General features: G+C 45.8%; 9 protein-coding genes. All 9 read right to left on the reverse strand.

Annotated features, from left to right (window positions below):
- Positions 1-123: 123 nt before the first annotated feature.
- Positions 124-2085 (reverse strand): beta-N-acetylhexosaminidase, encoded by a 1962-nt coding sequence (locus AACT19_RS10690; RefSeq protein ID WP_076646256.1) that lies wholly within the window; start codon positions 2083-2085, stop codon positions 124-126.
- Between the two features lie 12 nt (positions 2086-2097).
- Complete coding sequence (locus AACT19_RS10695; RefSeq protein ID WP_076646258.1) at positions 2098-2982, reverse strand: N-acetylglucosamine kinase; 885 nt, start codon at positions 2980-2982, stop codon at positions 2098-2100.
- Between the two features lie 2 nt (positions 2983-2984).
- Positions 2985-4706 carry a glycoside hydrolase family 9 protein gene (locus AACT19_RS10700; protein WP_076646260.1) on the reverse strand — a complete coding sequence of 574 codons (1722 nt, stop codon included), beginning with the start codon at positions 4704-4706 and terminating at the stop codon, positions 2985-2987.
- Positions 4707-4804: 98 nt separating this feature from the next.
- Positions 4805-5800, reverse strand: a complete 996-nt coding sequence (locus AACT19_RS10705) for an ABC transporter ATP-binding protein (protein WP_017080764.1) — start codon at positions 5798-5800, stop codon at positions 4805-4807.
- 87 nt (positions 5801-5887) lie between these two features.
- Entirely contained in the window at positions 5888-6871 is a 984-nt protein-coding gene (locus tag AACT19_RS10710; protein ID WP_004734530.1) for an ABC transporter ATP-binding protein, read from the reverse strand.
- A 2-nt stretch (positions 6872-6873) separates the two neighbouring features.
- Positions 6874-7899 carry an ABC transporter permease gene (locus tag AACT19_RS10715; RefSeq protein ID WP_004734531.1) on the reverse strand — a complete coding sequence of 342 codons (1026 nt, stop codon included), beginning with the start codon at positions 7897-7899 and terminating at the stop codon, positions 6874-6876.
- Between the two features lie 2 nt (positions 7900-7901).
- On the reverse strand, positions 7902-8888 hold the full coding sequence (locus AACT19_RS10720; protein ID WP_004734532.1) for an ABC transporter permease: 987 nt from the start codon (positions 8886-8888) through the stop codon (positions 7902-7904).
- Between the two features lie 169 nt (positions 8889-9057).
- Complete coding sequence (locus AACT19_RS10725) at positions 9058-10740, reverse strand: ABC transporter substrate-binding protein (RefSeq protein ID WP_076646262.1); 1683 nt, start codon at positions 10738-10740, stop codon at positions 9058-9060.
- A gap of 710 nt (positions 10741-11450) precedes the next feature.
- Positions 11451-14840, reverse strand: a complete 3390-nt coding sequence (locus AACT19_RS10730; protein ID WP_076646264.1) for a response regulator — start codon at positions 14838-14840, stop codon at positions 11451-11453.
- Between the last annotated feature and the right edge of the window lie 50 nt (positions 14841-14890).

Raw genomic sequence — 14890 nt, forward strand, 5'->3', positions numbered from 1 at the left:
TGCATCTATGCAGCTAATTTTTAAATAGTGATGCTGAGTCTTATCTGACTGAGCACCTTAATTTGAGTCTGCAACTTAATTTGAGTCAGCAACCGCTCGATGTGAGTGTCGCTTGGTTTTGTTTTATTGAGCTTTCCAAGGGTTGCGATAGTCAACATTGAGTCTGTCGAGTAATGGCAGGTGGCCCTTTAGGCGAGATAGGTAATCTAGCCAGTTTCGGTTGTTTTTATGTGTCCAACATCCTTCAGCTAAAGCGCTAATTCTTGGGAATACCATGTAATCCATACGCTTTTGGTTGGTGACGATCTCACACCATAGAGCACACTGAATTCCGCGGATCCGCTTACGAATTGGGTCGGTGTCGGATATTTCAGCAAGCGCTTCGTAGGTATAAGCTTGTTCTAATGGGATAACGGCAGCCCAATCTACGCCTGGTTCTTCCGGTGCATAATCTTGGGTCATGTCGAGATAGGTAAACTGTGCAGGTTGCAGCACCACATCAAAGCCTTGGCGAGCGCAATTCACTGCAGCTTCTTCACTGAGCCACGAGTAGATGATGGTCTCTTTACTGACTTTGTCGCCGTGTTGCGCTTCTTCCCAGCCCACCATGCGCTTGCCAAGTTGCTTGAGTTTGTTCTCGGCATAACGGAATAGGTGACCTTGCAAGTCTTTGCTGTCTTTATATTGATGCTCTTTCATCAGAGCTTGAGCTGCAGGGCTGTTGCTCCACACTCCTGGTGGCACTTCGTCTGCACCCATGTGGATCAATTCGCTAGGGAAAAGCTCTGCCACTTCTTCAATAACGGCATCTAGGAATTGGTAAGTACCCGGTAAACCTGGATTTAGCACGTTGTCGTTGTAGTGCTGAATGCTCTTGTATTGAGTGATATCAGCTTGCTCTACCAGCATGTCTGGCAGTGATTTGATTGCGGCGCGACAGTGTCCTGGGATATCGATTTCAGGAATAACCGTGATGCTGCGTTGCTCTGCGTATTCAATGACTTCGCGAATCTGTTGTTGGGTATAGAAGCCACCATAGTTGTCAGTAATGTGGGTGTATTGCGGTTCTAATGCATGATCAGGACCACGCCACGCGCCAATTTCCGTTAGCTGAGGCAGGCTCTTGATCTCAATTCTCCAGCCTTCATCATCGGTTAGGTGCCAGTGAAAAACGTTGAATTTGTACTGCGCCAGTTGGTTGATCAAACGCTTCACTTGATCCACTGAGTGGAAGTGACGAGCGCAATCCAACATCATGCCGCGGTACTTAAATCGAGGTTGATCGGCGATTTTGCAACATGGTAGAGAGAAGTTCTCTGCGTCCAGTTGTTGAACTAACTGGATCAAGCTTGCCACAGCGTGTGTAAAGCCCGATTGGCTGCCTGATTCAGCAGTAATCTGTTGTGCAGTGATGGTCAGCTTGTATTCGGCTTCATCTAACGTCGGGTTGCTGCGAAATAGAATGCCGCCGCTTTCGTCTTTTGAAAGTTCAGTTGAAAGCGTGGTCGAAAGAGACAACTCAAAGGTCGAGAGCAATTCTTGCTGGAACCAAGAGACTGCCTTATCAGCAAGATGAGATTGAACCTCAATTCTGCAGTCGTTATTTAGCGCGAAGCTACTTAGCGCGAAACTACCTTCCTGAAATTCAATCTGATTCGGCTGAGGAATCAATGCCACTTGAGCTACGATCACTTCAGGAATTTGATTGCGTTCACGATATGGTGAAGCCAGAACAATCGGTGATATCGCAACAGGCAGTACCGATGTTTCTCCTTGGTGATGTGATTGGATAAATGCATCATTAAGGCCATCCGAATAGAAGCGGAATGGTGCGCTTTGAATACTGAATTCAAGGTAGAAATGGTTATTGGCCTTTAACACTGGCGAATTTGGTTTGAACGAGCAAAAGCTTCCTACTTGAGTCAGTTCACCTTGCGATAAACTCTCAGGAAGGATGAATCGGTCAAAGGCAAAATGCAGTGACCAATCTTGTACGTCGAGGTCACTTAAGTTATGTACCGTAAGGCCGAATCGGCAGTTATTTTTTTGTTCAGAAAGAACAGCTAAGTCGATGCGATAATTCATATAACTTCCCTGCTAAGCCTGTTGATACAAGTTGTGTTGTGATTTCCCGGCAAACATCAACGCGCCTTCGATAGCGTCGAATTGAGGTTTAACGATCCATTGTTGTACTGGTGGCGATAGCCAGTTGTGAATGCGTTCAGCGATACTTCCCATTAAGCACACCTTGTCAGCGCCTTTTCGGTGTAGTGCTAAGACAAACATTTCGATATCAGCAGCGGTTTGCTTGAGCATCTCGATAGCCAGTTCATCACCTTCATTTGCCAGTTGAAAAATAACTGGAGAAAATTGACCGTAATCTTTTGGAATCGCGCCTTTTGACCACGCCACGATCGCATCAACATCATTATTGAAATGATTCATAACGTGTTTGGTCAGCGCGGTTTTGTTGCGAATGCCATCTTCAGCGAGTAGAACTTGCTGAATTAAACGAAGGCCCATCACTGCGCCGCCGCCTTGGTCTGAAATTGGGAATTCACGACCGCCAACCACATGTTGCTCGCCGTCGTTCAGGTAGATACCACATGAACCTGTACCACCAATCATGATTGCGCCGTCTTGGCCATTATGTGCACCAATACATGCACCATAGGCGTCTGTATTGAGTGTCATACTTGCGAAAGGGTGAGCTTGTACCATGAAGTCGAACCATGCCGACTTTTGCTCTGCGCCAGCTAGCGCCAAACCAACATGCATATTAGAAAAATCGTTAGAGTCGAGTTGGCTTTGTTGTGCGGCTTTGGTGATGGCGTCAACGATAGAGTTCATTGCAACATCAACACCCAGTAGAATGTTGGCACTGCCACTCTTTGCTTCACCAACCAGCTTGCCTTGGTCATCGCGAATTCGAGCTCGACAAGAAGTGCCTCCACCATCAATACCTACGTAGTAAAGAGTCATGATTATTGCTCCTTACTTTGTGCTAGGAAGTTGAATTGCGAAGCCGTTGCCAATAGGAACCAAGCGCCGTGAGGGATCCATTGTTCACCCCAGCGCCAGTTTTGAAGCATGTCGTCTTTCTGTGTTGGTGGGTTGAATGCGATGTCTTGTTCGTCTTCGAAACCAGCCGTGATGCCGTTGCAGACACCACCTTTTGCATTGAAGAAACCAAGCTGAGGTAGGTAGTCTGGGTTGTTATGGCCGTGACCATCGAGCATGCACATGTGGTATGGGTTGAGGCCTAAGATCCAATCAAGGCTGTTTTGTGAAAGCTGGATTAGACGCTGTTGAAGGTCATTATCCTTAATGTGCGGTTGAACTAGGTAAGCCATGGTTGCGAGTGAACCAAGGCGAGCATTTTCACCTTGCCACCAGTAACCTGTCTCGTTCTGTTGAGCGACGAAGAAGGCATCACGTTTATCACCATCGACAGATTTAACGTACTGTCTTGGGTAGCCGAATGGGTTGGTGACTTTGTCGGTAATGTTGATTTCGAACTGGCAAGCTTGCTCAACAGCTGTGCGAGCCTGTTCTTTTAATTCAGTATTGGTTTCGTTGTCGATGTATTCGCATAGCGCAATCACCGGAAGGCCAGCTTCTGCTGCATGAAAGTATGGGCGAGAGCCATCAGAGTTTGCCGACCAGAAGTGCTCAAATGAATTATCTGACTGTTGGCGAGAGATTAAGCGAGTCGCCCAAGCTCTTGCTTCTGTTAGGTATTGCTGGTCTTGAGTTACGCGATACAGCTCATTGGCTGCGAGTAGGGCGCAATACTCATCGATGATGTTCTCTTCGCCATCGTTTAGGTACTGAAGGTTGTGTTCTTTAAGGTGCCAATAGCCTTTCGCAGCTGTATCAAGGTAGGTTTGGCTAGAGTAACTGCCAGAGGTTTCAAGCTCAGATGCAGCAGCCAGTGCTGCAATAGCAACGCCTGCACCTTGTCGGTAGCCCGCCTGTAAGTCTGTTGATTTATGACCTTCTTGAGTCGCATAAGCGCAGATGTCGCGCTGATTGATATCTTTGCTCCATTTGTCGAATACCGTCATATAGAAGTATCCGTCGGCGTCTTGCATACGCACTAAGAAGTCGGCACCGAACAGAGCCTCTTCCGTTAGACGAGTCATGGAGAATTTTGGGAAGTCTGGGTTATGGCTAGTCAAGCGTACACTTTTTAGCATGTTCCAAACGACCATTGGAATTTGTTGTGGGTTTAGGTAGTTACCATAAGACAGGTGGCTAAAATACTTACTGACATCTCCTGATGCGTCATACCATCCTCCGTGGACATCGACGTATCTGTCGGTACCTAGAATTTGTGCTTGTCGATCTTTTTTGTCGAAAATACCGCCACAGCGTTGTGACTTAAAGTAATGAAGCACATCAGAGAATATGTGGTTCATTAATAGGTTGCTACCAATCTCAAATGCTTCTGAACGCAGGTTGTCAAAACGTAGGTAGTAGCGACCAGATTCAGTAACTGAACTGAAATCGATAGTGAAGAATTGCCCTTGATGCCAATTTGCTACGCGGCCTTGTTTAACCACATCAAAGCTTCCGACAGTCATATGATTGTCTGCACAGACGAGTAAAGCCGTAGTGCTCGATAGACGAGCTTTCTTTGTTTGTAAGATAGCTTGCTTTGGGCCTGTGGACTCATAGCCAATATGGTTGGTCAATAACAGCATCAATACTCTCCGACAGTCCTAGTTTCTATTGGCTAGGTACTTGAATGTTTTGGATATAAATAGTTAGGGTCCGCAGACCCTAACTTGGACTTTATTGCTTAGCTTTCGTGTAGGTAACAACGTACAAAGTGGTTATCAGCTAACTGTGTAACTCCTGGAAGCTGTTCTTTACACTTGTCCATCGCGTGAGTACAACGGCCTGCAAATGGGCAACCTGCTGATACTGGTGTCCAAAGTGGGATCTCCCCTTTGTTACCTGCTAGTTGGTCGTGGATCGATTTCTTAGGATCTGGAACTGCCGAAACCAATAGCTGAGTGTAAGGGTGTTGAGGGTTAGCAATAACGTCATCGGTATCGCCCCATTCCACCATGTGTCCAACGTACATTACGGAAAGATCTTCAGCGATGTAACGAGCCGTTGCGATGTCGTGAGTGATATAAAGTAGAGACATTTGCTTCTCAAACTTCATCTCTTCCATCAGGTTCAAAACACCAGCACGAATCGATACATCAAGCATTGAGGTTGGCTCATCTGCGAGAACAACTTCCGCACCTACCGCGATGTTACGTGCAAGGTTGACACGTTGACGCTGGCCACCTGAGAGTTGGTGAGGGTACTTTTCTGCTGTCGCTTGCGGTGGTACTAACCCCACTTGCTCTAGAAGATCGTATACACGTTCCTGTAACTCTTTCTTGTTGCCAGGAGATACTTTTTTGTGGATCAACAAAGGGCGAGCGATGTGGTGGAAGATATTGTGTGTTGGGTTCAGTGAACCAAACGGGTCTTGCCATACCATCTGCACACCTTCACGGTAGTGCATGAGATCTTTTCTGCTTGAGATCTCTTGGATATCGCGACCTTTGTATTCGATCGTACCGCCCGAAGGCGCGTACATTTTTGCGATCATTTTTGCTGTTGTTGATTTGCCTGAACCAGACTCACCAACCACCGCTAGGCCACGGCTTTTGTACATCTTGAATGACACGTCGTTAATCGCACGCATCATTGGGGTTTGAATGGTGGTACTGCTTATTGGGAAGTCTTTTACGACATTCTTGCCTTCTACCAATAATTGACCGAAATCTTTGCTCATAATTGTCTCCAGAATCCTTGTTCGCTTTGCTTGCTTTTCGACGGTCGAGCCGCCTTATTCGTTATCCACGCTGATTCAGCGTGCAAGCTATAGCTTCCTTTGTACTATTGGGTCACCGTACAGGTGGCAGTTAGACAAGTGTCCCGGGTCGATAGAGCGCAGCTTGGTTGGCACCTTAGTACAAGCTTCATGTACACGGTCACATCGAGCTTGGAAACGACACCCTTCAGGAATCTCTAAGAGGTTCAGAGGGTTGCCCGGAATACCCGCTAGTTTTGTCTTTGGCCCTGTTAGTGGAGGGAAAGAACTACCCAGCCCTTTGGTGTAAGGGTGGTAAGGGTTTTCTAGAATATCTTGAGAGTTCGCGACCTCGATAAGCTCACCGGAGTACATGATGCCGATACGGTCAGAGAACTCGACCATCAATGACAAGTCATGGGTGATGAACAGAATTGAGAAACCAAACTCTTCTTTTAGTGCATAGATCTTTTGTAGGATTTCGCGTTGAACAACCACATCAAGCGCGGTCGTTGGCTCATCCATAATGATCAGCTTTGGATTTAATGCTAAAGCAATAGCAATAACTAAGCGTTGACGCATGCCGCCAGAGAATTGGTGAGGGTAGTCACTCAATCGGCTCGGGTGAATATCGACGATTTCAAGTAGACCTTCAGCGCGTTGCTTAGCTTGTTCACGAGTCATGTTGGTGTGATGCATAATCACATCACAGAACTGCTCTTCCATTGGAAGTACAGGGTTGAGTGCGTTCATCGCACTCTGGAATACCATCGACATCTCGCTCCAGCGGAACGCTTGCATGCGTTCGTCACTGTATTCAAGGATGTTCTCACCATTGAAGATTACTTCACCACCACTGATGTAAGCGGGCGGCTTATGAAGACGCATAAGAGAGAAAGCAACGGTTGATTTACCACAGCCAGATTCACCAGCTAAGCCGAATACTTCACCCGGAGCGATGTCAAAACTTACGTTATTACACGCGCGAACATCGCCAGACTCTGTGATGTAATCCACGCATAAGTTGCGGATTGAAATTAGTGGTTCAGACATGATTATTTATCTCCGCTCCAAAGTGCATTTTGTGGTGGTAGTTCTGGTTCACGTTCTTCTTTATCTTGAGCCGCTAGTTTTTTCCAACGCTTCATGCCTTTGTGAGAACGCAGTTGCGGGTTGGCAATCTCATCGACCGCGAAGTTAAGCAGAGCAAGGCCAGTTACAAGTAGTGTTAATGCGATACAAGGAGCCAACAGTTCCCACCAAGCGCCAATCAGCATTGATGAAGAGGTTTGAACGTTGTAAAGCATGATGCCCCAGCTGATTGTGTTCGGGTCACCAAGACCTAGGAACGAAATCGTAGCTTCCATCATGATTGCGTACATCACCGAACCGATGAAGCTCGCGCCAACGATAGAGATAAGGTTTGGAAGAATCTCTACGAAGATGATACGGAATGAAGATTCACCCAAAACTTCAGCGGCTTTTACAAACTCTTTTTCACGCAGTGCTAACGTTTGGGAACGAACAACACGCGCGCCCCAAGCCCAGGACATAAAGCCGATAACCAAGGTTATGGTGAGTGGCCCTGCCTCACCGATAAAGGCTGCAACGACGAACAGTAATGGGTATTGAGGAATAACCAACATGATGTTCATTGCGGCTGTCAGAATGTCATCGACACGTCCACCGAAGTAGCCCGCGGAAACACCGATAACCGTTGCGAGTAAACATACGGTAAGGCCCGCACCAAAACCTACAGCCAGAGATACACGTGCGCCGTATACTACTTGTGACCAAACATCACGACCCATACGAGTTGTCCCCAGTACGTGATCTGCCTTTTTAGACATGATAAGTGTGCGACGGTCGTCTGCTAGGTTTTGAGCAACCCAGCCATCAGGATTCGTTTGTGCAGACTTAACGACGAAGCCAGGGTACTCGTGTGGGTTACCTGTACGCTTGTCTGGTACATGTTTGGTGATCAATGGAGCCGCAATAGCACCAAGAATAAAAATACTTAGGATGATGACACCGGTTAGGGCCATCGGATTGCGCCAAATGAGTTTTAGAATATCTTTCATGATTATTTACCACCCTTACGAAGACGAGGGTCAAGAACAACGTAAAGCATGTCTGCAACAAGGTTAAAGAACAGCATGAATAGCGTCATGATAAGCAGTTGGCCTTGCAATACTTGGTAGTCACGAGCGTTAATTGCGTTGAAAAGTACGCTACCAAGACCTGGGTAGTTAAAGATGATTTCGATAATTAACTGACCGCCGATTGCCATACCTAGAGACATCGAAAGTGCTGTCACACTTGGCAGCATCGCGTTACGAGCTGCGTAATTGAATACCACTCGGTTTTCGCTAAGGCCTTTGCCTTTCGCCATGGTGATGTAGTCTTCTGCGAGTAGGTTGATCATGTTGTTACGCATGTTTACTAGGAAGCCACCAATTTGAACAACCGAAGCACATACCAGAGGCAAGAAAGCGTGGTAAGCAACGTCTTTGATGAATGCCCAACTTGTCCAATCAGGTATCGTACCAGCGGTATAGGCGTAGCCAGTTGGGAACCACTTCAAACCAATTGCGAAGGTAAATAGCGCAAGCATTGCAATAACAACTTGAGGAACGGCTTGTAGAATAAGCATCCCTGGAGTAACAAAGGCATCGTATTTACTGCCACGTTTCCACGCTGCAAAAATACCTAGGATTGAGCCAATCGAGAAAGAAAGAATAACGGCAGTGCCTGCTAAGAATAGCGACCAACCGAATGCGCCACCTAACAGTGTATTTACTGAAAGTGGGTAGAATTGAATTGATGTACCAAGCTCCCAGCTTAGAATGTTCTTCATGTATGCGCCGTATTGAACCAGTAAGCCGCCATCAACGAAGCCTAATAGTTCTTTCATTGCCGCAATACGCTCAGGAGTAACTTGAACAGAAGCGTTCGCAAACATCATGGTAACTGGGTCACCAGGCATTGCTCTTGGAATAATAAAGTTTAACGTCGCTGCAACTAATAGCGCGACAAAATAAAATGACAAACGTCTTAAAAAATAACCCATAACTCACACCTTACTCACCCAGATTGTTTCCCTGTTTCTGGATTCAGGTCGCTCCTAGCGAAATTTGGAACGAAAAATCCCCTGACGACTAGCGCCATACTTTCAATTGATAGTGTGGGGATTTTTATAAGCGGCGTAAGAAGTTACGCCGCAAAGATTGAACGATTACTTATTTAACTGGTTTTAGGTCCAGTACATGAAGTAGACGCTCTGGAATACCAGCCCAAATGTTTGGACGGCCTTTTGGATTTTCTTCGTTCCACCAACCAGTGAAGCGAGTCGTGTTGTATTGGTACATGTAAGCACCAGACATCACTGGGATTGTCACTTGGTCTGCAGCGATGATTTGCTGGATACCGTGTGCAATATCTAGCTGCTCGTTCTTATCAGCCGTTTTGTAGAAGCTGTTTAGAAGACCATCTAGCTTGTCGTTTTGGTAGAAGTGCATCGCGAAACGAGGCATACCATCACCAGATTGTAGTGATGAGTTGTAAGCACTGTTCCAGTACGTGTATGGATCCGCACCGTGGAAGTAGTTTGTGTAAGCTACGTCATACGTACCTTCAAGCATCGCTTGGTTGTAGACAGAGAAGTCTGGAGTACGCGCTTTCGCTTTGATGCCTACTTCAGCCAGTTGCTCTACAGCGAGTTGTACTGTGTTGTTGAAGTCAGTCCAACCGTTTGGTGATTGAATTAGAAGCTCAAAAGACTTACCTGATGGTGTGTCAACAAAACCATCGTTGTTGACATCTTTGAAGCCCGCTTTCTTAAGTAGCTCTTTAGACCCTTCAACATTGTACGTGTTGTAGCCTTTGTATTTGTTGTGAACCTTTTCATCAGACCAAGCTTCAAATGCGTAGCCTAGACCCGAAGCGAAGTCATTTACTGTACCGCCACCGTAGAACGCGATGTCAATAATCGTTTGACGGTCAAGCGCCATCGAGAATGCACGACGGAAGTCTACGTTAGTGAGCGCCTCTTTTTTCGCTGGATCTGGATCCTTGAAGTTAACCATGAACGCCTGTGTGCCTGAAGGCGGGTACCAGTAGTGGTGTTTAGGGCTTGCTGCAGCGTATGTACGATCGATATCTGGAACGAAAGAAGACGTCCAGTCCATTTCACCGTTGACAACTTTACCTAGGAATTGATCATTGTTTGCAATTTGTGGAACTCGTAGACAGTCAACATCTAGGTTATCGGCATCCCAGTAGTTCGGGTTTGCACATTGAATGTACAATTGAGCGGTAAACGTATCGATTTCTGTAAACGGACCAGAACCTACTGGGTTCTCATTGGTAAACGTTGATGGATCTTTCACGTCTTTCCAGATGTGCTTAGGTACTACTGGTACTTTAGCAATCTCGTAAGGTACGTTCGAGTTAGCTTCTGTTAGGCTGAACTTAACTTGGTAGTCGTTCAGTTTTTCTACAGAAGTTACCCAAGAGTTGATGCCAGATTGGTCAAGCTCTGGTTTCTCTTTTACAAGGTTGAAAGAAAAAACAACATCATCAGCAGAGAAAGTTTCTCCGTCAGACCATTTAACACCCTTACGAATGTCGAAAACTACGCTCATCAGATCATCTGACATTGTGAAGTTTTCAGCTAGACGGAACACAGGAGTGTTACCGTGCATTTCGTTAAATACTACTAGCGGCTCATAAAGGAAGTCGGTTGTAGTATGTAGGTTGGTAGCACCAAGGTACGGGTTAAAGTTACGTACGAATGTAGTGTACTCTTTAGGGTGAATCGTCAACTCACTGCGTTCTGCAGCTGTTGCTACTGATGCAAAACCTGTTGTAGCAGTTGCAATAATTGCTGTTGCTATTGCTGTTTTTTTTATATTGGCAAGCATAGCTGTTCCTTACTATTTGCTTTCATTTCACTAATGGATTGAATGTTACCTGTCGCTAAATTGTTTAGTAGATACACACTCTAGTTAAAGGCCTACCTCTTCTTCATTGCTCCAGATTCATCGTTGATTCTGAGAAGTGGTAAGAGTGGCCTGTAGGCCTTTGGCAGGAGTAAGAAAACACCTTATCGATGAATTAATCAAACTCGTTTCCCGTCAAAAACGTTAAAAACACACAATCCCACGTCATTAACGTCAAAATGGGGTGCTTTGGTGGTTTTTTGTGCGCAATTGTTAAGGTGATGTGACTCGCATTTGGTTTTGCTGTATCGGTTGGGTGTAAGTGATCACTAACTACCTAGGCTTTTTATTATAAAGCTTTAGGCTAGGGTTTTGTAATTGTAGATCTTGGTCACTTGCCGCTTTTACGTTAAATTTCCCTAGAAAATTAAATCTGCCGTTCTGTTGTGACTCGCTTCTCAAACTGCAACAAAGAGTAAGATAACGGTCAGATATGATTGAGAATAGAACGAAAAGTACTGACGGTTACGAGCACGCACTGTGCGTAATTGGCGTGAATTCCTCCTTGTTTAAAGACGTAAAAAAAGTGCGTTGCAAGCGTTGGGATTCTACTTTTTGTGATTGTTAGGCGTACAAAAAAGCCCACGCTAAGTGGGCTCCATTATTTACAGTATCGTGATCTTACTTCAGGGTTAGCTGGTCAGTAGTTTCTGTAGTTTATCCCTTAGCATCTCGATATGAGTTCTTTCTGGTGTTTGTTCTTTACAGTGCTCAAGTATGAATTCGATAGAGCTCAGTACCGTTCGCCAACGAGGTGTTTTCGGTAGAGTTTCTACTCGTAGGTATTTGTCTAGCGTTCTAGTTTGTAGGGTACTGCGGTCTAAGTAGACTCGCCATAAGCCACTCTTTTCTGCGAAAGCAAACTTGGTCTCCCCAGTAACAGACTCCCAGTAGATAATGGCATTGGTCATGACATCGACTAGTACTTCACGCATCAGCTCTTGCTTGTTTTTACCCTCACCGGTTGCCTTATCAGCAAGGCGAGTAAATTCACCGCCAAGCTCTTTCAGTTGTTGAAGCTTATCTTTGTCACCTTCAAAGGCGTAGCTTGAAAGTGCCTCAACCGCTGTTTCAAGGTTATTGACTCGGTTTGAGTTAACGCCACCACCGACATTGAAGATATACATGGTGTCGAGCCCTGAGCCTTCAGGTAACTTAAGGATGTCACTTGGAATGCGCTGACGTGTGTCGTCTATATAGATATCAATATCACCACAGTAGTGAGCTTGTTCCACCTTCAGGTATTTAGGCGCGATGATCTCGTCGGCCATTGAGCGCTTGAGTTGTTCTTGCCCACGTCTAAACAGCTTAGCAGCCGCTTCGTTGGCAAAGCGAATACGTTGGTCATCACGAATACAAATGATGGCTTCAGGGGCTGACTCCAACTGCTCCAACAAGCGGCCTTGAGTTTCTAGTAGGTTAGCTTCAACCATAGCTCTGTGTTTAAGCTCTAGTTGCAATTGGTCATTCTCAAGACGCCTTTGCTCAGCTTTGCTTGCTGATAAGTGAGCCGTAATTCGCGCCGCCAGTTCTTGTTTGTTGAACGGTTTAGACAAGTAATCGTTGGCACCCGCTTCGAAACCGCGAACACGGTCTTCCGCTTGGTTGAGTGCCGTTAGCATGATGATTGGCAATTGTGCATGGTCATACTGTTTACGTAGCGCCTCACACACTTGATAGCCGCTCATACCTGGCATCATGATGTCGAGCAGAAGTAACTCTGGTTTCTCTTTTTCAATCAGTTCAATGGTTTCAGGGCCGTCACAGGCGGTGCGAACTCGATAACCTTCTAGCTTCAAGAAGCTGTCTAATACGCGCAGGTTCACCGGCTCATCATCGGCGATAACCAATAACGGGCCATCTGGGTTTTCACTGATAGCGCTGTTTTCTTGCTGAGTGTTATCAATTAAATCCGGCGCTTGGAAGTGTGAGTAGCTCCCTGACTCACTGTAGCTATCCAGTTCTTCTTGGGTAGCTAAAGGTAATGTGAAGCTGAATGTAGTGCCAAGCATCGGCTGGCTACTTACGTACAGTGAACCACCCATCAACTCAATTAACTGACGACTGATGGATAACCCAAGGCCGGCACCTTGGCGATAGTTACTTGCGTCTTGGCCAGCTTGAATCAATGGCTCAAAGATGTGTTCAAGATATTCAGCAGGTATACCTTGGCCAGTATCTACAACTTGTACTCGAATGTTGTCGTCGATGACGCTTGCTGAGATAACAATCTTACCTTCTGATGTGTACTTGATGGCATTGCCAACCAAGTTATACATCACTTGCTCAAGTCGTTGAGGATCCGATGAAACGAGCCCTAAATCACTTGGCACTTGGTTAATGATGCGGATTGGCTTGTTACCTAACAGGTGATGAGATAACTCAAGTACTAAGCTGGTGGCTGCAGATAAATCAACAGCAGACTTCTTAATATCCAAGCTGCCATAGCGCATCTTGTGATAATCAAGCAGGTCATCAACCAGTGTCGCCAACCTCTGACCACTATTGATGATGATATCCAATTGGTACTTCTGGTTGGCCGGAATAGGACCGTTAGCACCAGATATTAGCGCTTCAGCGATGCCAACCATGCCATGCAATGGCGTTCTCAATTCGTGTGAGGTGGTGGCTAAGAATTCATCTTTAAGTTTGTTCGCCAGTTGCAACTCTTCGTTTTGCTTTTGAATGGTCTTAAGGTTGTCCTCAAGCTCACCGTTTTGGCTCTTGATGAGCTGCATTTTTTCACGGATCGATCGCTGCATTCTTTCGAAGCTAACCGCCAGTCGGCCTATTTCATCTTTGCGTTCGGTATTGATCATGGTTTCATCAAGATCACCAGCAGAGACTTTCTCGGCAGCCCACGTCAGTTTGAGGAGAGGGGAAGTGATGAAATTGGACAGATAATGCGATGCGACAAACACAAGAATGATCGCTGTGAGCATCACGATCACGAAGATCTTCTCTAACTGATGAATACGGGCAAACGCCTCTTTTTCTGGCAGCTCTACGACAAGAGCCCATGTTGCGTATTTCAGCTCAATTGGGGTATATGCTGCGATGATCGCTTGATCTTGAGTGTTGTTGAACGTACCTACGGCCGTTTCGCCAGCCAATGCTTTGTCGACAACGTCTAAGCTTAAATTAATCGACTCTTGCGAATGGGCGAGGCTGCGTGGCAGGTGATCATCACCCACAAGCAGTGTTTGAATATTTGAACTCTTGTTGAGATCCGCAATTAGCTTAGTAATCCCATTGATTGGCAGCCTAAACATGGCGTAACTGTGCAGGTAGCCTTGTTGAACAATAGGCGCACCTAACCAAGCCGTCTGCTTACCGTTCTCATCTTTAAAGTCAGAAACGATAACCGGTGTATAGTCCTCGTTGGATTTACGTTTGTCTTTTACGTCTTTTGCTAAGCGTTGAAAGGTAACGCCTAGGTTTGAATCTTTGTACTTACCTGTTAGCAAGTTAGTGCCGTAATCATCATGCTTAAAGATTGAGTAAGCGACGTTACCGTTAATGTCGACTAATAGAATGTCATCAAAGTCTGAACGCTTAAGCAATTCTTGGTATGAGTGATGGTAGCGCTTGTGAAGCAGTCGATAACGTTCGCTGCCAATAAAGCTACTAGATTCTGGAAGAATCGATGTCTTGATTTGATCGCCAGAGCCTTGAATGTAACGCTGCTGCGCATTACTGCGCGCTTCGTCAATATCTAACCCTAAGCGTTGGAACGCATTGATTAAACCATAGAATCGCCCGCCACTGGCATTGGCAAGTTCTGAGCGAACAAAGCCCATGACTTGGGACTCTTGAGCTTGTAGGTAATCGACAATTTGCTGTTGCTTAGTATCACGGACCGAAACAAGGTGCGAAGTACTTTGTTCCTGAAGATCCTGACTGTGCGACTGGAGGAAAAATATCGCGATAAGTGTCACTGGGGTAATACTGAGGACAAGAAATGCCAGCATTAGGGTATTTTGAAGGCGCTTAAACTTCTGCTTACGATAGAATCTAAACATAAATTGGGTACTACTTTCCTTTGATGTACTGCTAAAAGGGGTGAAAACAA

It is taken from the genome of Vibrio sp. 10N.222.47.A9, assembly GCF_963872585.1.
In the GTDB taxonomy this organism is placed as follows: Bacteria; Pseudomonadota; Gammaproteobacteria; order Enterobacterales; family Vibrionaceae; genus Vibrio; species Vibrio splendidus.

What these genes read in the sequence shown, in the direction of transcription:
- AACT19_RS10705 (WP_017080764.1), bottom strand. Translation starts at nt 5,800, where the DNA reads ATGAGCAAAGATTTCGGTCAATTATTGGTAGAAGGCAAGAATGTCGTA.
- AACT19_RS10715 (WP_004734531.1), bottom strand. Translation starts at nt 7,899, where the DNA reads ATGAAAGATATTCTAAAACTCATTTGGCGCAATCCGATGGCCCTAACC.
- AACT19_RS10695 (WP_076646258.1), bottom strand. Translation starts at nt 2,982, where the DNA reads ATGACTCTTTACTACGTAGGTATTGATGGTGGAGGCACTTCTTGTCGA.
- AACT19_RS10720 (WP_004734532.1), bottom strand. Translation starts at nt 8,888, where the DNA reads ATGGGTTATTTTTTAAGACGTTTGTCATTTTATTTTGTCGCGCTATTA.
- AACT19_RS10690 (WP_076646256.1), bottom strand. Translation starts at nt 2,085, where the DNA reads ATGAATTATCGCATCGACTTAGCTGTTCTTTCTGAACAAAAAAATAAC.
- AACT19_RS10710 (WP_004734530.1), bottom strand. Translation starts at nt 6,871, where the DNA reads ATGTCTGAACCACTAATTTCAATCCGCAACTTATGCGTGGATTACATC.
- AACT19_RS10730 (WP_076646264.1), bottom strand. Translation starts at nt 14,840, where the DNA reads ATGTTTAGATTCTATCGTAAGCAGAAGTTTAAGCGCCTTCAAAATACC.
- AACT19_RS10700 (WP_076646260.1), bottom strand. Translation starts at nt 4,706, where the DNA reads ATGCTGTTATTGACCAACCATATTGGCTATGAGTCCACAGGCCCAAAG.
- AACT19_RS10725 (WP_076646262.1), bottom strand. Translation starts at nt 10,740, where the DNA reads ATGCTTGCCAATATAAAAAAAACAGCAATAGCAACAGCAATTATTGCA.